The 20,586-nt window shown below is 43.8% G+C and carries 20 protein-coding genes; 5 read left to right on the forward strand and 15 right to left on the reverse strand.

Annotation, left to right across the window (positions count from 1 at the left end; all coding sequences use genetic code 11):
- Nucleotides 1-192: 192 nt before the first annotated feature.
- Nucleotides 193-462 carry a hypothetical protein gene (locus MH215_RS04430; protein WP_239288468.1) on the reverse strand — a complete coding sequence of 90 codons (270 nt, stop codon included), beginning with the start codon at nt 460-462 and terminating at the stop codon, nt 193-195.
- Nucleotides 463-670: 208 nt separating this feature from the next.
- Here MH215_RS04430 and MH215_RS04435 point away from each other — a divergent pair, with 208 nt between their 5' ends.
- Nucleotides 671-1,102 (forward strand): hypothetical protein, encoded by a 432-nt coding sequence (locus tag MH215_RS04435; protein ID WP_239288469.1) that lies wholly within the window; start codon nt 671-673, stop codon nt 1,100-1,102.
- A gap of 91 nt (nt 1,103-1,193) precedes the next feature.
- Here MH215_RS04435 and MH215_RS04440 read toward each other — a convergent pair whose 3' ends face one another.
- From MH215_RS04440 to MH215_RS04450, 3 genes are read right to left on the reverse strand one after another with little or no spacing between them, the layout of a single operon-like run.
- Nucleotides 1,194-1,988 (reverse strand): ABC transporter permease, encoded by a 795-nt coding sequence (locus MH215_RS04440; protein ID WP_239288470.1) that lies wholly within the window; start codon nt 1,986-1,988, stop codon nt 1,194-1,196.
- Nucleotides 1,989-2,007: 19 nt separating this feature from the next.
- Nucleotides 2,008-2,796 carry an ABC transporter permease gene (locus tag MH215_RS04445; RefSeq protein ID WP_239288472.1) on the reverse strand — a complete coding sequence of 263 codons (789 nt, stop codon included), beginning with the start codon at nt 2,794-2,796 and terminating at the stop codon, nt 2,008-2,010.
- Between the two features lies 1 nt (nt 2,797).
- Nucleotides 2,798-3,814, reverse strand: coding sequence for an ABC transporter ATP-binding protein (locus MH215_RS04450; protein WP_239288476.1), 1,017 nt, complete (start codon nt 3,812-3,814; stop codon nt 2,798-2,800).
- Nucleotides 3,815-4,066: 252 nt separating this feature from the next.
- Between MH215_RS04450 and MH215_RS04455 the strand changes: the two genes are divergently transcribed.
- Entirely contained in the window at nt 4,067-4,678 is a 612-nt protein-coding gene (locus MH215_RS04455; RefSeq protein WP_239288478.1) for a TetR/AcrR family transcriptional regulator, read from the forward strand.
- A 190-nt stretch (nt 4,679-4,868) separates the two neighbouring features.
- Nucleotides 4,869-6,197 (forward strand): amidohydrolase family protein, encoded by a 1,329-nt coding sequence (locus MH215_RS04460; protein ID WP_239288480.1) that lies wholly within the window; start codon nt 4,869-4,871, stop codon nt 6,195-6,197.
- 19 nt (nt 6,198-6,216) lie between these two features.
- On the opposite strand, the gene MH215_RS04465 is transcribed toward MH215_RS04460, so the two are convergent.
- On the reverse strand, nt 6,217-6,816 hold the full coding sequence (locus tag MH215_RS04465) for a DUF4304 domain-containing protein (RefSeq protein WP_239288482.1): 600 nt from the start codon (nt 6,814-6,816) through the stop codon (nt 6,217-6,219).
- Nucleotides 6,817-6,880: 64 nt separating this feature from the next.
- Entirely contained in the window at nt 6,881-7,387 is a 507-nt protein-coding gene (locus tag MH215_RS04470; protein WP_239288484.1) for an ATP-binding protein, read from the reverse strand.
- Between the two features lie 126 nt (nt 7,388-7,513).
- Between MH215_RS04470 and MH215_RS04475 the strand changes: the two genes are divergently transcribed.
- Nucleotides 7,514-7,861, forward strand: a complete 348-nt coding sequence (locus MH215_RS04475; protein ID WP_239288486.1) for a hypothetical protein — start codon at nt 7,514-7,516, stop codon at nt 7,859-7,861.
- Between the two features lie 93 nt (nt 7,862-7,954).
- Here the strand turns inward: MH215_RS04475 and pstB are convergent, their stop codons facing one another.
- The 5 genes from pstB to MH215_RS04500 form a co-directional block, all read right to left on the reverse strand.
- Nucleotides 7,955-8,710, reverse strand: a complete 756-nt coding sequence (pstB, locus tag MH215_RS04480) for a phosphate ABC transporter ATP-binding protein PstB (protein ID WP_239288495.1) — start codon at nt 8,708-8,710, stop codon at nt 7,955-7,957.
- A gap of 170 nt (nt 8,711-8,880) precedes the next feature.
- Nucleotides 8,881-9,789 carry a phosphate ABC transporter permease PstA gene (gene pstA, locus MH215_RS04485; protein ID WP_239288496.1) on the reverse strand — a complete coding sequence of 303 codons (909 nt, stop codon included), beginning with the start codon at nt 9,787-9,789 and terminating at the stop codon, nt 8,881-8,883.
- Complete coding sequence (gene pstC / locus MH215_RS04490) at nt 9,786-10,745, reverse strand: phosphate ABC transporter permease subunit PstC (protein ID WP_481857424.1); 960 nt, start codon at nt 10,743-10,745, stop codon at nt 9,786-9,788. The genes pstA and pstC overlap by 4 nt, the downstream gene beginning before the upstream one ends.
- Before the next feature lie 294 nt (nt 10,746-11,039).
- A complete protein-coding gene (locus MH215_RS04495) occupies nt 11,040-11,903 on the reverse strand; it encodes a phosphate ABC transporter substrate-binding protein (protein ID WP_239288498.1) in 864 nt (287 codons plus the stop codon).
- A 58-nt stretch (nt 11,904-11,961) separates the two neighbouring features.
- The gene (locus MH215_RS04500; RefSeq protein WP_239288501.1) at nt 11,962-13,362 is read right to left on the reverse strand and encodes a stalk domain-containing protein; all 1,401 of its coding nucleotides are present in this window, start codon (nt 13,360-13,362) and stop codon (nt 11,962-11,964) included.
- Between the two features lie 673 nt (nt 13,363-14,035).
- Between MH215_RS04500 and MH215_RS04505 the strand changes: the two genes are divergently transcribed.
- The gene (locus MH215_RS04505; protein ID WP_239288503.1) at nt 14,036-15,070 is read left to right on the forward strand and encodes an alpha/beta hydrolase; all 1,035 of its coding nucleotides are present in this window, start codon (nt 14,036-14,038) and stop codon (nt 15,068-15,070) included.
- Nucleotides 15,071-15,209: 139 nt separating this feature from the next.
- Here the strand turns inward: MH215_RS04505 and MH215_RS04510 are convergent, their stop codons facing one another.
- From MH215_RS04510 to MH215_RS04525, 4 genes are all read right to left on the reverse strand, one after another.
- Nucleotides 15,210-16,151 carry a family 43 glycosylhydrolase gene (locus MH215_RS04510; protein WP_239288505.1) on the reverse strand — a complete coding sequence of 314 codons (942 nt, stop codon included), beginning with the start codon at nt 16,149-16,151 and terminating at the stop codon, nt 15,210-15,212.
- 83 nt (nt 16,152-16,234) lie between these two features.
- Nucleotides 16,235-17,944, reverse strand: coding sequence for a galactose-binding domain-containing protein (locus tag MH215_RS04515; protein ID WP_239288690.1), 1,710 nt, complete (start codon nt 17,942-17,944; stop codon nt 16,235-16,237).
- 20 nt (nt 17,945-17,964) lie between these two features.
- Nucleotides 17,965-19,650, reverse strand: coding sequence for an extracellular solute-binding protein (locus MH215_RS04520; RefSeq protein ID WP_239288507.1), 1,686 nt, complete (start codon nt 19,648-19,650; stop codon nt 17,965-17,967).
- A 63-nt stretch (nt 19,651-19,713) separates the two neighbouring features.
- Nucleotides 19,714-20,583 (reverse strand): carbohydrate ABC transporter permease, encoded by an 870-nt coding sequence (locus MH215_RS04525; RefSeq protein WP_239288509.1) that lies wholly within the window; start codon nt 20,581-20,583, stop codon nt 19,714-19,716.
- Nucleotides 20,584-20,586 lie beyond the last annotated feature (3 nt).

The raw sequence follows: 20,586 nt of genomic DNA on the forward strand, positions 1-20,586 counted from the left end.
TTCCTTCATTTCACATGATTCTAAAATGTTCAAACTTTGTTTTTAAAAGTATTTTAATAATTGACAGTGTAGGTGGATTAGTGAAGAAAGTCAATGCTTTATTTGGAAACGAAAACGGTTTTGTTGGAAAAGGAAAAGGACGGCACCGTATCATCCTAAGATGATCTATACTGTCCCTCATTATAATTGTTGCTATGTAGACTGGCTCATGTGGTTTGCCAAGATGCTTTTCTTCAGTCTGACTTCAAATAACTTACGGTTCAGATCCTGTTCCATATTGTGGAGGTGATATGCCGCTTGCTTCACCGTGTCCATGTGCAGCACCTTTGCACGCTTCGCGATGATGTCCATCGCGTCTAGGATCAGCTTGTTGCAGGTGACCAGTTGATCGACGTAATCGTCTTCTAATTGGACGAGCTGAGCGTACTGTGAAGCAAGATCCTCACTGTTGGTACTTGTCATGTTACCACTCCTTTGTTTAAGGAGAGATTAACATTTTGAGAAGAGTAATGTGGTACGTAAAAACGTACCATTCCATCTTTCAGCGTTCACTATGAATTTAGATGTATAGACTTTATAAGTATAATTAGATATGAAATAAATTCACATAAATGTTATTTTAATAACGAGAAAATAATAGTGTTTCTTAACTTTAACTTGAAGGAGGATCATGATGACCAAGTTGCGCTTGACTATAATCATAAGCCTAATAACCCTTGCCTCAATATTACTAGTTGCCTGTAACGAGAAAGAAGAAATTTCTCTGGATAATCTAATTAAGAAGATGCAAGAATCAAGTATAAATATTGAAGCAAATGAAGATGATGTCACCTCAACGCATTATGCTTACGACTCAGACAGTAAGACATTTTATTTAGGTCTACAATTCGAAAATGACGAACTTCCTTCGGAGGAACAACAACAAAAGATCTACGAGAAGTTCCTCTCCAAAGCTTCTGAGGTTACTACGACTGGTGACTGGAGAAAAGCTTTAGAGTTATATAACGTGACTTTTGAACAACTACTGTCTAATAACGATAAAAAGACGCTTGCTCTAAAGAAAGCCAACTCTGACATCATTGAACTCGTTAATACAAAATAAACAAAAACAAGGAGCACTACACAAGTGCTCCTTGTTCATTTCTTCTATAAGAACCAGCTATAAATTTTCCAACTCACTTCTTCCCATTCCACTACCCACCCGCACCTTGGTACCTATTCACACTCGACATCCATATCCGATAACCAAGGAAATAACAGAGCGGACCCATTATAGGTACAATCCACATCGTCCATGACGATAGAAGTGCGGTTTCCTTTGTTAGCAGAAATGCAGCCGGATAGAAATTGATAAACGCAAATGGAATGACAAACGTTAACAGCACTTGGATGAAGGTACCGAATACCGGAAGTGGGTACGATACGAACTCCTTAAATTTGAAAAATAAGGTGAACAGGAAGTTTGTTTTGACCCACACGAAGGATACAGCCCCGATCACGGACATGAATCCCGCCTGAATCATGGCTCCGCCAATAATACAGAGGATCAGGTACACCACTTCTACCCAGGTGAAACTTAGATTCAACTTATACAGCGCCCACAGCAACACTGACCCCGAGATCGCCACATGTGCAAGGTAGCCCAAGTTAAACCCTCGGCATACGATGTACAGATACGGATTGACGGGTTTAATCAAGATCGAATCAAACGTTCCATTCTTCACCTGACTCTCCAGTTCACGCATTTGCACAAATGAAAACGATGCTCCAAGTGCATATGTAAATAGCCCCAGACTATATAAGAGCGCAATCTCAGGCCAGGTCCAGCCAGCCAATGTATCAAATTTACGTAGGAACAGCCAAATAATTATATAGTCGCCGGTATAGTTGATGATTTGCGCAATCACGGCAAGCAGGAAGTCCCCGCGATATTCCATTCGTTCTTTGGTTAACAAAAAGACTAATTTCCCGAACAATTTGAAAGTCATTTAGATCAGCCTCTCTACTTTATCCACCTTGTACAACCAGACGTTTGATTGCTCTATTCCATAACCAGCACACGAGGAGCGTAAGTCCGGCAATCCATGCCAGACCTGTGAAGATCAACGTGACTATTTCCTGAAGAGGGATCGCTCCCAAATAAACAGCGGCAGGAAGATACCCTAGATACAAGAACGGCAAAATTTTGGTCACGGTCACCCACGAATCCGGAAAGAACCATAAGGGTAGAAAGGAACCGGAGAAAATCGTGATAAGACCACCCAACATCCAATTCAACGCAAAATGATTCATTAGCCAAAAAGCCAGCAGGGATATGAGATACCCTAACAAGAAAGAGATCGCCAAGGCCAAGAGCAACGCAATTAAGAATAATAACAGATGGGTCGCAGAAGCTGGCGGAAGAAAGCCAAAAAACACCCATGCAATGATTAGTGAAGGAATGGACGTGAACACCAACTGGTACAACGAATTTCCCAGTCCTTCTGATAATAAATGAAGCGGATAAGACATCGGTTTGATCAGTTCAGAGGCTATGGAGCCTGTCTTGAGACTATTGTCTACGTTAGAGCTAATGCCAGTCAGCAGTAAGGCAGCCAGAAGTGTGTTGATAATGCTATATGTAATCATCTGCTCTACACCGATGCCTTCAATGGTTCCATTCCCTAATACGGCCTTCCATATTTCAGTCAGAATCAGAATAGCGACGAAATTCCCTAACAATCTTAGCCAGACTTCAGAACGATACGAAAGTTGATTGGAGAATGTTTTTACCCCGAACATAATGTACGTTTTCAACTTAGGCTCTCCTCTCATGCGCATTCACTCGATCTTCTTCCTCCAGCTTCTTATACAGCTTTCGAATGACTGAATCGATGTCTACGCTTTCGATCGAGGCATCTGCAATGGCATGCTTACGCGCGATCTGATTCACGCAATCAAATACGGTTCTGTCGCTTTTTTCAAACAAATACGTTTTCCTCAATCCCTCGTCTTTGATTAGTTGCATTTCAGGAATTGCGATTACCCCAGGCTCGTCGCGAAAATCAATAATCACCTGTCGCTGGTCACCAAGCGTTCTGCGCAGCTGCTCCACTGATCCGTCGTACACCATATTGCCTTTGTTCACCACAACCATACGTTGACAGATCTCTTCAATATCCTTCATGTCATGTGTCGTCAGTACGATGGTGACTTTTTTCTCCTGATTAATCATTCTTAGAAATTCTCGAATCTGTTCTTTGGCCATTACATCCAGACCGATGGTTGGTTCGTCCAAAAATAATATTCTAGGATCATGTAATAAGGCCATGGCAATCTCCACTCGCATTCTCTGCCCCAAGCTTAATTGCCGGACTGGCTTCTCGATAAATGAGGATAACGATAGCAACTCGGAATACATGGTGAGATTTTTTTGATATGTATCATCTGATAACTTGTATATGTATTTATGAAGATCGAAGGAATCCTGAACGGGAAGATCCCACCACAACTGACTTCGTTGTCCAAACACAACACCGATATGCTGCGAATTATGCTGTCTGTTCTCATGCGGGGTTGAGCCCAGCACGCTCAATTGTCCTGAGGTCGGAACCAATATACCTGTCATCATCTTGATCATGGTCGATTTACCTGCTCCGTTTGGCCCCAAATAACCAACCGCTTCTCCTTCCTCGATTGAAAATGAGATATTGCGTACAGCTACCTCTTCCGTATACTGCCTCGTTACCAAGCTTCTCAAGGAACCAATCAGTCCCGGGAATCGCTTGTATTGCCGATACACTTTCGTGATACCGCTTACATCAATAATGCTCATGAATCACACCTCTTCTGCTTCTGTAGGAGTCATGTAACAGAACTCAATTTATTACAATTTTCACCAATCAACTCTTTAGAAACATGTTAGCTTTTTGCTTATGAAATAAGTACCAACATTATTAGATTATTTTTCATCTCATAATTAGACATATGTTCTCAAGCACCTTATGTAGTTACCCATTTGACAACCTCTCCAAAAAGGTCTAGTCTAATAACGAATCATCTATTCACTATTAAGGAGTCGTTCCCGATGGTGCAAGCCAAGAAAGACGAAGTCAGGAAAGAGATTGAATACGCAGCGCTCAAAGTCTTCTTCGAGAAGGGCTATGTGGATGCCAAGATGAGTGATATTGCGAATGAGATTAACATTTCCGTGGGCAATATCTATACCTATTTTAAGAATAAGAAGGATCTATTCTATGCGGTCGTGCCGCCAGATCTGGTAGATTATCTGAAGAAGGTACTGGTGGAGACGATTCATTTTGATAACCAAACCTTGTTCGAAGAAATAGATAGTGAGCGTAAGTCTGCACTGTTGCAGGAACAAGTGGATGTATTACGGAAGTACCGGAATCAGATCGTGATTATTTTTGAAAAGAACAAAGGAACCATCTACACCAACGCCAAGAATGAACTTGTTGAGCTGATGATCGAGACCAAGAAGGCTTATCTCAAGAATCAATATACACGGTATGAGATTTGCACCGAAGAAAACTTAATCTTGCTCGATATTCTCGCTCACAACGTGATCGACATGAACCTGGACTTGTTAAAACGCGAGATGAGTGAGGACAGCCGCAAGCAGATATTTGAAGCGTTGTATGTATACAGACTCTACGGGATGAAGAGCTTGAACGAATAACAGCCACTGACCTGTCATCCCCTATCCATGGGTAGAAAACAATACAAAGCGTGCAGATTAGATCGATTTAACTTCATCTGGTTTGCACGTATAAAATCCATATCAGAAGTCATCCTATTTTTTTAACTCAAAAATGAATTATTAATTCATTTTTAAACCAAGCACCCTACTACCTAAGGAGGAACACAATATGAACACCGCTTATGCATTGAAAAACGTTAACCTAATCCACGGAGATGCGAACCGTAATCTGAAAAAAAATATGACCCTTCTCGTCAATGAGCACGGACTAATTCAGGATATCGGTCAAGATCATGAGCTACATATCCCAAGCCACTACACTACAATGGATCTCTCAGGAAAATATGTGATGCCAGGGCTCATTAACGCACATGTGCACCTGTTTGCCGATGGGAAGCCGTTCAGTCTTTCGGTCAGTGAGGGTATGCTGCAATTCGCCTATAATCGGATATTGAATACGTCATTCGGTAGACGGATTTTGAAAAAAAGAATGAAAAGCAACGCGCTCACTGCACTTCATGCGGGTGTGACGACAATGCGCAGTGTGGGAGAATTCTTTTACACCGATGTTCAGCTTCGGGATGAGATTAATAACGCTGAATTCATCGGTCCTAACCTACTTGTCTCGGGGTTCTTCTTAAGTGTGACGGGTGGGCATGGTGCTCCTTACCTGGCACTGGTGGGCGACTCGCCTTGGGAGGCAAGAAGAAATGTACGAATCAATGTGAAGCACGGCGTCGACCTGATCAAAATCTGCGTCACAGGTGGTGTGACAGATGCGAAGATGGTTGGGGAGGCTGGTCGTCTACAGATGACGGTCGAAGAAGTTGCGGCGATCTGCGATGAAGCACATAAGATTGGTATGCGAGTTGCAGCCCATGTGGAAAGTACAGAAGGTGTTCGAGTTGCGCTGCAAGGTGGCGTGGATACAATTGAGCATGGTGCAGAGATGGACGATGAGATTATTCGTTTGTATCAAAATAACCCTAATTCCCTGCATGGTTACACTGCTCTGATTCCAACTTTGCAAGCCGGTTATCCCTCCGCTTCATTGGATACAAGTGTGACCAAGGTTAGTCAAACGGTGAAGGAGAATTCCAGATTGGTCTATGATTCCATGCTCCGAAGTATGAGACAAGCAATTGAGAACAATATCACGGTTGGGATCGGTACGGATGCCGCAATGCCTTTCGTGACTCATTATGATATGTGGAGAGAGATGGATCATTATATGAGACAGACCAACCTGAGCAACAAACACGTTATTGACATGGTGACCCGTACAAATGCGAAAATTCTAGGCATTGATGAGGTTACAGGTACACTGGACATTGGTAAACAGGCTGATCTGATTGTGCTGGAACAGAATCCGTTAGAACAGATTGAAGCCTTGTCTGACATCTCGATGGTTATGGTCAAAGGCAATCTCATTGATAAACCATCCGTCACTAAAATTCCACAAGTTGACGCTGTTCTAGACTCTGTTTGGGTAAAATAGTTCCCTCTCCAGATCGGTGTTAGAGCTCAATTCCGTACTCGGCAAAAATAGCTGTAAATTTCTTATCAAATATCGCCCAGCGCTTTTGTTCTCCGTACTTGGTATGAAGCTGTTGTAAATAACGTCTGGCCTCTTCCGTATCGCCGGTTTGCAGTAGAAAGCGGAAGGTTTCGTCACTTAAATGTAGTGCTGTCTTAGCCATATAATACTCTACTATATCTCTGGCGCTTGTTATGCTGTGTAGGAATGCTATAGCTTTTTCTAAATGTGCGAGTAGTTCTCGCTTTATGGACTCTGGGTCAATCTCGGCTGTTAGGACATATTCATCTGGAGCGGATGGAACCATTTCTCTAATCCGGCAGGTAAAATGAGCTTTATTCTCCACGACGTTTGCACCCGGCTGACCAGACTGCAATTCAGCCAACTCAGTGGAATGAATACTAATATTGATATAGAAACCGACACGATGAACGGTATTGAACTTTACTTTTTGAATGTTGAACTTATAAATCAAAGTTCCATCCGCTTTTTGAAAGTTTAGATCCTGCTTAGAATACCCCTGTTTGGTAAAATAGGGTTTAATATCATTTTTAATAATTTCCTGAAAAAGTTTCTGCATAACTTATCCTCCCCAGATGAAGTTAGTGATGATCATAGATACTGAGATGGAACATGTTAAAATTTTAAAATACGCGTTTAACCATATCATGGATAAATCCATCATTTCCGTAAATGGCTACAACGAGGTATCTTTGTTGGAGTGGTATTGGAATAACGATCGCTTGCTTGCCTTTAAAATAATAACGATCCTTTCTTTCAACTCCACTCTCATCCATATAAACAATATTAACAAAATCCATATCATGACTGAGAGCCTTGTCATGAATAACAATAGCCAGATAGTCACCCAATTTTTGTACCGAGATGCCCTCTTCATCCTCTTCCCATGCGTACTGATATGGCTGCATTACAAGCTTATTGTCCGGAGATTTGGTAAGTATAGAAGCAGTAGCATTCTCCCCATTTACATCAACTAGGAGTGCAGATTGATCACTAACAATTTTCACTTCTGCGTATTGCAAATGTTGTGTTTTTAAGTAATTCAGAATCTCTTGCTTGGTAATTGGTTCGCCACTTGAGCCATTTGCTATCATTAGCATGGTTAACATCAATTCAAATAAAAATTTCACTTTATGTACCCCTCATCTACTAAAGACTTCGTATTTCGCTGTTAAACGATGTAATGATAATATCAACAATCATCTGTTCCAACAATTAAAAGTTAGTTTCCATCCTACTTAACGGAGGTCAAGCACATGACAATGAACAAAAAGCGATGGATCGTGAGCATCGTCGTTTTGGTTAGTTTATTCGTTGCAAGTGATCTGTTCCTATGGTCTTCGGGAAAGGTTGGCATGTTCAACACAGCGAAGAGAGTTTTGTCAGGCGCACCTCATGTCACGCTTAACGGACAGACTTTATCCTATCAGGGAAAGGTTGATTTTGAGGATATAGATGCGATTGAGGAGTATGCCGACAGCGATGAAGGAATCCCGTTATACAAAGCGTTACACACTCCCCCATCACCGCCCTGGATCTATGTTAAGCATGAACATACAACCTTTTTCCGTTATAACATCCCGAAGGCTCCTTGGAAAATGTGAAAAACAAAAAGTCTTTCAGAACAGCTCTGAAAGACTTGCATCTGATATTTAATATAGCTGTCGTATAATATAACTTCTAATGCGCTTGCTTGATCAGCCGAATCGACCACTAATATAATCCTGTGTACGCGAATCGACTGGACTTGCGAATAAATCTTGAGTTGCGCCGTACTCCACGACCTCACCATTGAGGAAAAATACCGTCTGTTGGGATACCCGCGCCGCTTGCTGCATATTGTGGGTGACCATGACGATGGTGTAGCGTTCCTTCAACTCATGTGTGAGCTCCTCAATCTTGAAGGTAGAGACGGGATCAAGGGACGCTGTAGCCTCATCCATCAGCAAAATATCCGGTTCTACTGCCAATGCACGCGCAATGCAGAGACGCTGCTGCTGTCCTCCAGATAGACTTAATGCGGAACGCTTCAAGTTATCCTTCACTTCATCCCATAACACCGCCGAACGAAGACTCTGTTCAACGATCTCATCTAGCTTTTTCTTGCCATGAATGCCGTGCTGTTTGGGCCCAAAAGCAACATTCTCATAGATGGATTTCGGGAAAGGATTCGGCTGCTGGAAGACCATTCCGATTTTTTTGCGGAGAGATTCCACATGCACTTCACCATGATAGATGTCGGTTCCTCCTACAGCCACTTTACCCTCAATGCGCGTGCCGGGAATGCGATCATTCATCCGATTGAGCGTGCGTAGCAGCGTGGACTTACCACATCCAGACGGCCCGATAAAGGCAGTAATGGCTCGTTCCGAGATATCCATCGAGACCTCTTTAAGTGCTTGAAACGTGCCATAATATAGATTCAGCTTATTAATTTCGATAATCGGTTGCACAAGGTGCCCTCCCAAGGGAAATGAAATACATTACTTATTTGTTACGACGAAGGAATAAGCCAGATAAACTATAATTTCGTAAATTAACCTATACATTTAGATTCAATATTTACGTAAGGGTAAGCTCTTCCTCGCAAGTCGCCTCTTCAAATTAGACTAAGCATACCGCTTTAGACTTGAGTCTTGCGTGCATTCAACCACAGTGGCACACGGAACAGAATATTAATGAGCAAGGCTACAAAGATCAGTACAGCCGTCGTTTTCTGTGCAATCAGCTCAGCATCCGGTACAATCGCTTCGGATTGGATATACCACAAATGCACGGCGAGGGTTCCCCCTGGCGAGAACAGATTGAAATCCCACATCTCCCCTGAAGTGGACACACCTGCGGTCAAAATAATAACGGCACTCTCACCGAATGCTCGACCTGCGGTAAGGCAGATCCCTGTCATAATGCCGTTCAGGGCAACAGGCAGTAATACACTGCGAATCGTCTGTAAATGCGTTGAGCCCAGTGCAAACGATGCATTGCGAAGTTCAACCGGCACCGCTCTAATCGATTCTTCGGTCACCCGCGTCAGCACCGGCAGATTCAAGAAAGCAAGGCTGATCGCTGCACCCAAGATGGTTAGACCAATTTCGAAGAACTCCACAAATAAGGCAATGCCAAACAATCCAAAAATAATCGACGGAACAGAGGACAATCCCTCCACACAGATCCGTACAAACTCAATGAGTTTATTGCTCGGAGCGAATTCCGCCAGATAGATTCCGGCTGCCATGCCGATTGGAATAGAGACGAGCAGGGAGATGATCAGCACATAGAAGGAATTAAATAGTGCCGGTCCAATTCCACCGCCTTCTTCAATCTCACTTGGTAACCCATATAAGAAGTCCCAGCTCAGCTCTGGAAGACCTTTTTGCAGCAGAAGAAATAGCAGTCCAATGATAAATAAGATGACAACGATACCTATGCCCCAGACCATGCCCGTAAACAGACGATCCATCAGCACGGAAGCTTTTCTGCGTTTACTGAATGAATAAGGGGAAGCTGCGCTTACCTCTTTTCTCATACTCATGAGCCTTGTACCCCTTTTCTCTGGAACATTCTTACGGCAACAATCATCAATATGGAGATCGCGAGCAAAATAAAGCCCATCATGTACAGACCACGATTCCAAGTAGAATCGAACTCTACACTTGAAATTTGCATAACGATATTACTCGTCAACACAGACGTTGGTGTAAACAGACTGTATGGAAGCTGCGCTGTATTGCCGATAACCATTACCACAGCCATCGTTTCCCCGATAGCACGCGTCATTCCGAGAATGACCGCATAGGTAATTCCACCTCTTGCCGCAGGTAAGACAACACGGGTTATCGTCTGAAAACGGTTGGTACCTAGGGCATACGCGGCATCTCTATATTTATTCGGCACGGCTGATATGGCATCATCGCTAATCCGACTAATCGTAGGCAGAATCATAATGGTCAACACGATGGAAGCTGCGAGCAGACCGTCGGCGAGATCGTTGCCACTTATATCCCTAAGCCATGGGATGAGGATCGTCAGTCCCAGGAAACCATATACGACCGAAGGAATACCCACCAGCAGATCTAGCACAGGACGTAACACTTGACGAAGCCATTTCGGTGTCATTTCCGCCAGAAATACTGCAACGATGACTGAGATCGGGATGGCAAACAGCATGGTGAGTCCTGTCAGAGCCAGCGTACCCAGAATAAAGGACAGCGCGCCGTAATGCTCATTTTCGGGGTCCCAGTTCGTGGAGAAGAAGAATTCCTTCAATGAAACATCTGCAAATGTGAGTATACCCGTCCGAAGCATGAGGACCAGAATAGATAACAAAATCAGACATACCAATAGTGCACTGCTAATACAGATCACGCGAAATAGTTTGTTAGACCACCTTAAGCGAGCCTTCCGGTCAAAGCGAGTTCCCGAGCCGGGAGCCTTGCCAACACCTGAGCCAAGCTCATTTGGCGCGGAGCTGTTGGCAGGTGCATTCATATCCATCATGACGAACTCTTCCTTTCACATAGAGAAGCCAGCTTGGCGACCACGCGCGGAAGCTGGCTATCCCTTGCCTTATGAAATGTGGAATTAACGAACGGCTACAAGAGGTTGTTCAAAAAGTCCGCTTTTGATTACGAAGGATGCCCTAAGGCATCTCAGCGTCGAATATGGAATTCAGCCGAAATGTCCGTTGCTCACGTAGTTTTGCCTACGCTCCGCTACTCCATTTCTAGCTTCATCCCATCTTCTCGGTACTGAAAACCGACCTTTTTGAACACGCACTATAATTTATTTTACAGCTGCGAGTGGAATGAACTTCAGCTTTTTCAGGGAACCATTCTGGAACTTGCTGCTCTGAATATACTCGATGAACGCTTTGGTAGCCCCTGTTGGCTGACCTTTCGTCATGTAATATCCAATGCCCCATACTTTGTACGTTTTGTTCAGCACGTTTTTCTCTGTTGGTGCTACGCCGTTGATGGAGACAGCCTTCATTTTGCTCGTTACATACGGAAGATCGATATATCCGATCGCATTAGGTGTCGTTTCAATCGTTGTTTTCATGTCACCGCTGGAGCCAACTTCTTTGTAGTTGTCCCCTTTGCTCATGAAATCCTTACCATCCAGTGCTTTTTGCTGGAAGTTAACTCGTGTGCCTGATCCGAATTTACGGTTAACTACAACAATGTTTGCGTCCGAACCGCCTACCTCTTTCCAGTTCGTAATTTTGCCAGAGAAGATATCTTGTAATTGTTTGGTTGTCAGGTTGCTTACACCGACATTCGTATTCACAACTGCCGTGAACACTGTTACAGCTACCGGATTCGCTACCAAGCCATCAAATTTCTTGAAGCCAGGTACGTCCTTCGAAGCATCCCAGTCTACCGCGCCAATGTCAGCAATGCCTTTACGAACCGATTGAGGGCCTGTGATTGACCCCGCTGCGGAAGCAGAGATTTTGACCTTGGGATTATCCTTCTTGAATTCATTAGCCGCTTGAAGGGTAAGTGGCAGCAAAGCCGAGGAACCATTAATTACGATTTTGCCTTTCTCCGTGCTTTTGGCAGCTGATGCAGTCGTAGCGCCACCAAGTCCACCAATTAGCGTTACAGCCATAAGCATTGCTGTGAAGGGTTTGATCCATTTTTTCATGGGAAAATAAGCTCCTCTCAATTTAACAAGCATGGTTAATATTTGATTTTTTCAAACCTTACTTCGTTACAGCTCTCCAGCCCTGTCCTGAACTCACCAACACCTGACCATTCTCAACTACTGCAATCTGGGATCCAACAACCGCAATGGAGGATACGTTCGAGGATACCGTGAATAGCTTCGTTTGGTTGCCTGTGATCGTATCAATGGAATAAATCACGCTGTTGTTGTCATCTTGAGCGGCAAGCACAACCAATTTTCCGTTCGATAGAATTGCTTGTTCTACGTCATAATCAGCATATACAAAGCTCACCTTTTGGGATGAATCAACAGACATCAGTGTTGCCTTACCCTCTGTAGACGGTACGCTAACGTAATAAGCTTTCTGTCCATCTGCAGACCATACAAACAGCTTGTCATCGGTTGTAGTTGTGAGTTTCACTGCTTCCGATTTTGAATCATCGATGTTATACGAATAAATCTGCTGTTGATCAGATGAGAAATCGATCGATACATTATCTTCGTCAACATTCGTTGCATCCGAAGTGACTTTGCTAAGTGACGTTACTGTATAGACAAATTTCTTGCCATCCGCGGAAACATTCAAATTCTCTTTATAATCCACCTTGTCTTCCACCAGTTTGGTAATGGCTCCATCAGCCAGGTTCAGCTTGGCAATGACCGATCCTTTCTCCCCTTGCAAAAAGTAAATTGCACTACCATCTGCTGCCCACACCAGATCTGACTTGATGCTGTTATCACTCGTAATTAATTTTGAATTTTGTGTGTTAAGGTCAATGGTGTAGACGGCTCCTTCGGCATTGGTATAGACCGCTCTGTCACCGTTCGGGGAGATAACGAGATCTGATCCACCGTCTGTCGTGAACAACAGTTCATATTTACCATTCGTTGCATTCACGAGATAGTCCGATCTGCCCTTGTCGTCATTTTTGGACACCACTAGCTTATCCGTTCCAGCAAAACGTGGACTCTCGGCTTCAGCCAACAATGGAATCGTGCTGATCTCAAGCACGCCGGCTCTCTTCACAAGTGTACCGCCAACTCCAGCAATAAGCGGACGAAGTGCAACGTAGCTCGTTCCCCCAATCAGGGTAACCGGTTGGGTCAGATTCGTTGTTGTACCGTCAACTACGAATTGCTTGGAATTCTGCTCAAGCTGCACAGTATGTTCATTTAACTTGATTGTTGTGGTTCCGTTATGTACCTCGGTCTGTGCACCGATGGCTTTCGTCACATCACGAAGCGATACTAACGTCTCACCGTTCTTAACGATCGAACGAATCGTGATGGTGCTACCGTTTATCGTAAACGTGGAATGTTGGATCTGAGCTGCATTGGAGACAGGTTTTACGGCAGGAGCAGCCGAGACCGCACTTACTACAGAAGTGCCTAACGCTGTGGCTACCATGGACACTACTAACGCCTTTTTCATTACCATTGGCTATGTTCACCCTTCTTTTCCCATATAATTTGCCTTGTTTGTTGTGTCCTGCTGTTCATGTTCTGCGTATTGCTCGGATCAGCATTTTGCATCATTTGCTACAAGAATCAAGTATTGAATAGATGCAAAATGTTCGTTTAACCCCTGCTGGCTCATCCCCCCATACTTCCACGTTTCTACTCAAAATTACCTTGTACGATTGCTATTATAGGAGCGATTTGTAAAAAGGAAATCTGTGGATTGTGCATGAATTGTAAATAATTTCATATCACCCTAAAGAGCGCGTAGAACGTGATCGGTGACTCGCTACGAACACTAAATATGACTCCAGATGATAAGTAAAATTGTCGCTTTTGCTCATATCGCTGACATATTATATTAAGCCCTGTTATATGAACGTAAACTCGTAAATTCTTTTAACGAAACTCTCGATTATCGGTCGACATAAACCGCTTGATCAACTTTTTTATTTCCTCATATATTGCTCCAGATCGCTCCCTCGCAACACCTAACAACAGTAGAATCCGACAAGATTCCACCTAAGACTCAAGACGGACTATAATCTCACACCAGCGTACGATTTGAAATGATTACCGATCAAGTAACATTAGGTATACGTTCATGAGCAACTAGCACATCAATAAATTCGAAGTAGGAAGGTACATACCCTATGAAAAAGGTGAAACAAACCATGTTGTTATGCTTGAGTATTACAGTGATGGCACTAAGTATTGCCGTTCTATATTTTCCAACATGGACAGCCTCAATAGAAGGTTCTAACAGTGTCCATGTACTAGAACAAGTGAACATCAATGGCACAGATCATGAGATCATGATCCGGGGTCAGGATCTGAGTAATCCGGTTATTCTGTATATCCACGGTGGACCTGGTGCATCTGAGATTCCTTATGCCAAGAAGGTTCAGGATCTATTGGAAACGAGATTTACGATGGTCAACTATGATCAGAGAGCAAGTGGCAAATCCTATCACTTTTTCGAAGACTATTCTAATCTCTCCGCTAACTTGTTAGTGCAAGATGCACTAGCCATCACGGATTACATCACTACACGTCTAGGGAAAGAGAAAGTGATCTTGATGGGGCATTCTTACGGCACGTACATCGGCACCCTTGCTGCACAGCAAGCACCAGACAAATACGAAGCCTACATTGGAGTTGGACAAATGGCAGATATTCAGCAGAGCGAGACGGACGGATGGAACACAGTCATGGAACAAGCTCGGCTGGCTAGTAATGATGAGGACATACACCAGTTGGAGCAGATATATGATGCCATTGCACAAGGGCAAGCCTTTGTACCACGAGATATGGTGACGCATTATGGGGGTGCTTCAAGGTTGATGGACAGCCCCGAAGCTAGCTTCTTCGGAATGACGTTCAGTAGTGAATACAATATGCTTGATGCTATACGCTATAATAAAGGGATTATATTTTCACAAGAGGTGCTGATCGGTGAAGCCATGAATCATCCTTTGCCTTCCATGATTACGAAGCTGGATCTACCCTTTTATTTCATAATGGGGGATTACGACTATATGACCTCCTCCCATGCAGCTAAGTTGTTCTTCGACAACATTGAAGCAGAGCACAAAGAGTTTATCTCTTACAAGCAGTCAGCTCACTATCCCCACTATGAAGAAAAGCAGAAGTTCTTCAATTGGATGGTAGATACCTTTAGGAATTAGAATTAGACTTAGGCATTAGAAACAACACATTGCTCAACCTTGGCAAAACTCCAAAAAGCTCTGCAAGTCATTGAACGACTCGTAGAGCTTTCTAGTATTTATTATTATGGGGCGCCTGACTCAGATCATAAGGTATAACCTACTTCTCGAAACGAATTAAATCCATATCGCCATCTAAATTCAACGTAGCGTATTCGTTAAGAACGGGCACAGCGCCATTGAACTCAATAGGCAACACGACATAACTTGATTGAAAATAATCCGACCCATTCCAGCGATCCGAAAAATATAGATATTCCTGCGCTGATCGCTTCAGTACAAAAGCCGGCTGTGTACGATACGTCGTCTCATCACCGAAATCATGGAGCATGCTCCACGAACCTTCCATTGAATCGGCCATCGCATACTTCCCTTGGTTCGGAGCCCAACCTGTGCAAAAAGAGGTCAGCATATAATACTTCCCATTCCGCTTAAACACAGCTGGTGCTTCCCGGTATTCTCCTTGCCACAGCTTGGAAACGAGGCAATCTACATTCAGGTAATCCTCCTGAAGACGATAGATATGAAGATCCGCATTGTCTCTGGCAGCTGAGATAAAATAGGCCGTTCCATCATCATCTTGAAAGAGTGTGCAGTCTCTCGACATATACCCATATGGATTGAAACTACCATGATAGACAAATTGACGATCGGGATAATCAGAAGTGGCTACAGCACATGCCGCATCATTGTAGTTCTTTCCATTTTCATAGTGCACCCATAGTACAAATTTCTTAGTCAGTGGATTAAAAAGCACTTTGGGGCGCTCAAGGTTCACTTTACCCCCTTCGTCATTCACCAATTCTAACTTCGTACGAACCCGAATTGGTTCAACAAGTGTGGAAGTTGTCAGGATATGATCTCGAAACTCCCAATGGAAAAGATCCTTGGATCGGTAACAACTCACGTATTTATCGTCTCTACGATCTTCACCGTACCAATAATAGTAACCGTCATGATATAACATATGCCCACCGTGAGCATGAATGGGTTCACCGTTGATATCATTCCAGAGACTACCGTTGACTAATTGTGTCTTCATGACGTTACCTCTCTTCTGTTGTCATTCACGATTGGAAAACATCATTGTCACTACATCGTTAACTAAGTCGCTGAGTCGCTAGATTACTCGATGTCTTCTCCAAACACTTTGACTTCCCATAATCTTGGTGTGTACCAGTTGTTAGGATTATTATGAAGCGTTGCACCCTGCATATTGATGCGCACATATCTGGCCGTGCTAGAGAGAGTGTCAGAAGTAAATCCGTAGGATTTATTATCCGTTCGATCCAATGCGACAGTCCAATTCACATTATCGTTGCTCGTCTCGATTTTATATTTATAGAATCCTTCGGAGCCTTTTTGCATCCACCATGAAATCTGTACATTGTTAATCTGCTGCACCGATCCGAGATCTACCTTCCACCAATGTGGCCACGCCACGCTGGTACCTACCCATTCGGTTTGATAGCTTCCATCATTAGCGTAACTTGCTGGTTTTGTTCCTGTTGCCGTTTGTGCAGTTGCCTCTTTTCCTTGTGACAGTAGTTTTCCGTCCTGTACAGGCACGACGACATCATTGACTGTATCGTATAACACCTGATCAAAATAATCATAGAATGCGTATCCGTTAGAGAACCAAACTGGTAACAATCGTTCCTCTGTGGTTCCATTTTGCGTGCCTGCCCATCCGAACATCCAGCGATATGCAACCATCACGATATTGTCGCCTGTATCTGGCGTCACCCGCATAACCGAGCCAGACTGTGCCGAGAAGGTAGAGGTATTACCAATCACGCGTAGTTCAGACCACTCTCCATCGAGGCTTGTGGCAGATGAGTACATCGGTATGCTTGGATACCAGCCCGCAGCTTGGGAGGAAAATAAATAATAGATGCCGTCTTTTTTGATTACTTTAGGCAGTTCCCGATGCTGGTTCTGATAAATGGTAGACACTTGATGATCGACATCCAGCCAATCGGAGGTTAACTGATACAATATCGTATCCGAATTATTATTCGCCGTAGAGATCAAGTACGCTGTACCATCATCGTCTTTGAAAATGGAGATATCTCTAGATTCATTTCCACCTGGTCGGAAGCTCTTATGAAATGTAAAATCTTCTCCAGGTGTGGCTGATGCCACCGACACTCTGGCAAGTGTGTAATCTCTACTGTTCTCATAGTGAGCCCAAAATACAAACTTATTCGTGGACTCATGATATAGAATATTGATCCCCTCAAATTTGCTATCAGCTAAATCCGGATGATCGGTGTAAGAGAGCACCACTTGATCGTTACCGTAGGTAATATCATCGGTTGACGTCTGTTGGATCATCTGACCGAATCCACCTGTTGGCTTCTGAACAAAATTGAATCTGTAGTAGGTATCCCCGACTTTGAGTTCATTAGGTAAGTTCAGGGTTGACTTGGTTGTATTATCAAACGTAGTCAGGTTCTCTGGAAGCACATATGGCGTATATTCGGGTGAAACCGCGGAGGTTAGCACGGAGCTTCCCCCATACGCTTTCACTTGATAGGTATACGTGCTACCTAGTTGAAGATCATAATCATCTGTTGTTGTCCCAGTTAAGGTCTGTAATAACTCATAAGCCCCATTGTTCTCGGAGCGAAGCAATTCGTACCCGGTTGCTCCGTCAACAGGCGCCCAGTGGATCTTGGCATTGTTCACCTCAGAATCGTTCTTTAGTACAAACAGCGTTGCAGCAATATTCGTCTCTTCACCCGCAGCTTGAGTGGTTGGTACAGCAGCAGAGAAATGGTATGCCAGCAATAGAAATGCAACAATGATTGCTATTCTTGATTTTTTTATCATCACGCTGAGTCATCTCCTTATTATTTCAGATTCATCAATGCCATGACATCTGTCTTGCTCGCTTGATTGTACCAATCGTTGACTTCCTCAGTTACTTCATCGCCGCCCTTCTCATGCCATTGCTTAACAAAGGTATCGAACGCTTCGAGCGGTTCATTGCCATAAATGATCTTGGTGAATATCTCTTGTTCCATGGTCGTCAACTGTTCCCATATGTTTTGCATCGTTGGTGTAGGTGGGCCGTTAAAATCATTGGGTACCAAGGATTCCCGGTTCTCATAAGAGATTCGATATCCGTCTTTGGTCGTTTGATCCCTTGAATCACTCTGAAGTAGAACACCTGTATCCGGTTCTACCCCATTAGCCAGATCGTAGTAAGACTGACCAGGACCGTCGACGCTTGGTGTATTTTTCGTAAAGGCCATCTTCCCTACCCCTTGCACCGCTTCCAATGGTGTGTTGAATTGCTGTGGGTCAAAGGTGACTTCTTCGTTGACGATATCGTAGTCATATCCTTGCGCATAGCCGTATTTAAACTCTCCTGTGCCAAATGCCGCATCGTACATTTTATCGTAGTATAGGAAGAAGGCCTCCATGTTCTGAAAGTCCTTGTTAAACATAAATACGCCATCGTTCAATTGGGCAGTCTGATAGGTTCTATCCCCGTTCACACCTTGGATGGTTGGATAGGGAACAACTTTGGCACCCTCTATATTTTTCTCCACATCCTTCACACTGCCGTATAACCAAGGTCGACCGACGATAATACCCGCCTTGCCTTCCGTAAAGTCAGACAAAGCATCCCATGCTCCCTGCGTAGCCAGCTCTTTGTTCAAATATCCCTTAGAGTACCAATCACGCAACTTGCCAAGTGCCTCCTTGTTGCCTGGAGCGACCGATCCGTAGGTTAGCTTGCCATTGTCGTTCAACCATTGTCGCGGAAGATGTTTACCGGTATATGCACTGAAAATCATGACCGGATCACTCACCCAGCCTGTGTTGTAAGAATCTTTTCCCGAGAAAGTAAAGCCATATGTATCCTGCTTGCCATTACCATCCGGGTCATCATTCGTAAATGCCGCAATGACTTGCTCGAACTCCTCCAGTGTTGTTGGCGCTTTCAATTGCAGCTTGTCGAGCCAATCTTGGCGAATCAACATGACTTCACCTTCTGTGAGATTTGGCGCAATGGCCATACCATACACTTTGCCGTCCCGAACAACCGGATTGAAGGTCGATGGATATTGTTTGTAGATTTCCTTGATTCGGTCAGGCATGTATGTTGCGATATCTTCCGTAATTTCCTTCACCTGTCCAGATTCGATTAAGTCATTAATCAGCATCGTATCATAGACCGGTAGAACGTCTGGCAGCTTCTCTGAACCCGTTAGTGCGAGCCGTAACTTGGTATTATATTGTGAAGCATCACCCCCAAGCAGCGTAGTTTCGATCTTAATGCCGAGCTTTTCCTCGCCCCAGCGAGTTAACACATTGTCATTTAGGCTTTCACCGTTGATATATTTCCCCGAATTCTCATCCTGTTGTTTGGCAATCGTCATGGTCAATGGAGGATCATACTTCCCATCCTTCAGCACGGATTCTGGCGTGGCAACATTATTGCTCTCTCCACTGCTACAACCGGCTACAACAAGTGCTGACAACATGACTGCACTTAACATTTTCCACACGTTACTTCTTTTTCTCATAGAGATACTCCCCCTTCGATCAAATGGCTGTTTCTATGGATTGCCTGTGTCCTTTTCTTGTTGTTACTCTTTGACGGCCCCCAGCACAATTCCCTTCACGAAATAGCGTTGTAAAAAAGGATAGACCATAATAATCGGCAGTGTGCTGACAAAAATCTGAGCTGCCTTGATGCTCTGTTCCGACATCGCTTCCACTTCCGACTGACTCATCGCCATGTTCTGCATGTTGCTCTGCACGACTACGGTCTGTAGGAAAGAAGCTAGCGGATACTTACTCGCATCCGACATGTACAATATACCGTCAAACCAGGAATTCCAGTGCCCCACCATAATAAACAAGGATACCGTAGCTATTCCGGGCAGAGACAACGGTAAATAAATTTTGCTAAGGATTGCAAAAAAGGAAGCTCCATCGATAAATGCTGCTTCTTCCAGCGCTTTCGGAATCGTTTTGAAGAAATTGACAAGAAGAATCAGGTTATACGCTCCGAAGGCTCCCGGCAAGACCAACGCCCAGATGGTATCCTTCAAACCAAGACCTGTAACCAAAATATAAGAAGGAATTAATCCACCGGAGAAGAGCATCGTGAAGATAAAAAACCACATCAGCGCGTTGCGCCCCCGGAATTCCTTAGACAGCGCATATCCTGCGCAAGTAAGAATAAACATGCTGATGGATGTTCCCAGGACCGTTCGTAGAATCGAAGTCCACATGGAACTGATAAAATTAGAATTGCTAAACGTTTTGACATAGGCATCCATATTGAAGCCGACCGGCCAAAAGGATACTAAATTACCGCTTATTGCCGCCTTACTACTGAGGGATTGCGCGAGCAAATGAAGCAGTGGAAGAAAACACACCAGTCCTGCCAAGATCATAAACGCATAATTGAAAATCGAGAAAACTCTATACCCTGTCGTCTTATGGTACATGCT

It is taken from the genome of Paenibacillus sp. ACRSA, assembly GCF_022346845.1.
GTDB lineage: Bacteria > Bacillota > Bacilli > Paenibacillales > Paenibacillaceae > Paenibacillus.

Excerpts from the sequence above, each read along its gene's own strand:
- MH215_RS04460 (WP_239288480.1), top strand. The coding sequence starts at position 4,869 with ATGAACACCGCTTATGCATTGAAAAACGTTAACCTAATCCACGGAGAT.
- MH215_RS04525 (WP_239288509.1), bottom strand. The coding sequence starts at position 20,583 with ATGTACCATAAGACGACAGGGTATAGAGTTTTCTCGATTTTCAATTAT.
- MH215_RS04440 (WP_239288470.1), bottom strand. The coding sequence starts at position 1,988 with ATGACTTTCAAATTGTTCGGGAAATTAGTCTTTTTGTTAACCAAAGAA.
- MH215_RS04495 (WP_239288498.1), bottom strand. The coding sequence starts at position 11,903 with ATGAAAAAATGGATCAAACCCTTCACAGCAATGCTTATGGCTGTAACG.
- MH215_RS04455 (WP_239288478.1), top strand. The coding sequence starts at position 4,067 with ATGGTGCAAGCCAAGAAAGACGAAGTCAGGAAAGAGATTGAATACGCA.
- MH215_RS04435 (WP_239288469.1), top strand. The coding sequence starts at position 671 with ATGATGACCAAGTTGCGCTTGACTATAATCATAAGCCTAATAACCCTT.
- MH215_RS04505 (WP_239288503.1), top strand. The coding sequence starts at position 14,036 with ATGAAAAAGGTGAAACAAACCATGTTGTTATGCTTGAGTATTACAGTG.
- MH215_RS04515 (WP_239288690.1), bottom strand. The coding sequence starts at position 17,944 with ATGATAAAAAAATCAAGAATAGCAATCATTGTTGCATTTCTATTGCTG.
- MH215_RS04510 (WP_239288505.1), bottom strand. The coding sequence starts at position 16,151 with ATGAAGACACAATTAGTCAACGGTAGTCTCTGGAATGATATCAACGGT.
- MH215_RS04500 (WP_239288501.1), bottom strand. The coding sequence starts at position 13,362 with ATGGTAATGAAAAAGGCGTTAGTAGTGTCCATGGTAGCCACAGCGTTA.
- MH215_RS04520 (WP_239288507.1), bottom strand. The coding sequence starts at position 19,650 with ATGAGAAAAAGAAGTAACGTGTGGAAAATGTTAAGTGCAGTCATGTTG.
- MH215_RS04475 (WP_239288486.1), top strand. The coding sequence starts at position 7,514 with ATGACAATGAACAAAAAGCGATGGATCGTGAGCATCGTCGTTTTGGTT.
- pstA (WP_239288496.1), bottom strand. The coding sequence starts at position 9,789 with ATGAGTATGAGAAAAGAGGTAAGCGCAGCTTCCCCTTATTCATTCAGT.
- pstC (WP_481857424.1), bottom strand. The coding sequence starts at position 10,745 with ATGAATGCACCTGCCAACAGCTCCGCGCCAAATGAGCTTGGCTCAGGT.
- MH215_RS04465 (WP_239288482.1), bottom strand. The coding sequence starts at position 6,816 with ATGCAGAAACTTTTTCAGGAAATTATTAAAAATGATATTAAACCCTAT.
- MH215_RS04450 (WP_239288476.1), bottom strand. The coding sequence starts at position 3,814 with ATGAGCATTATTGATGTAAGCGGTATCACGAAAGTGTATCGGCAATAC.
- MH215_RS04430 (WP_239288468.1), bottom strand. The coding sequence starts at position 462 with ATGACAAGTACCAACAGTGAGGATCTTGCTTCACAGTACGCTCAGCTC.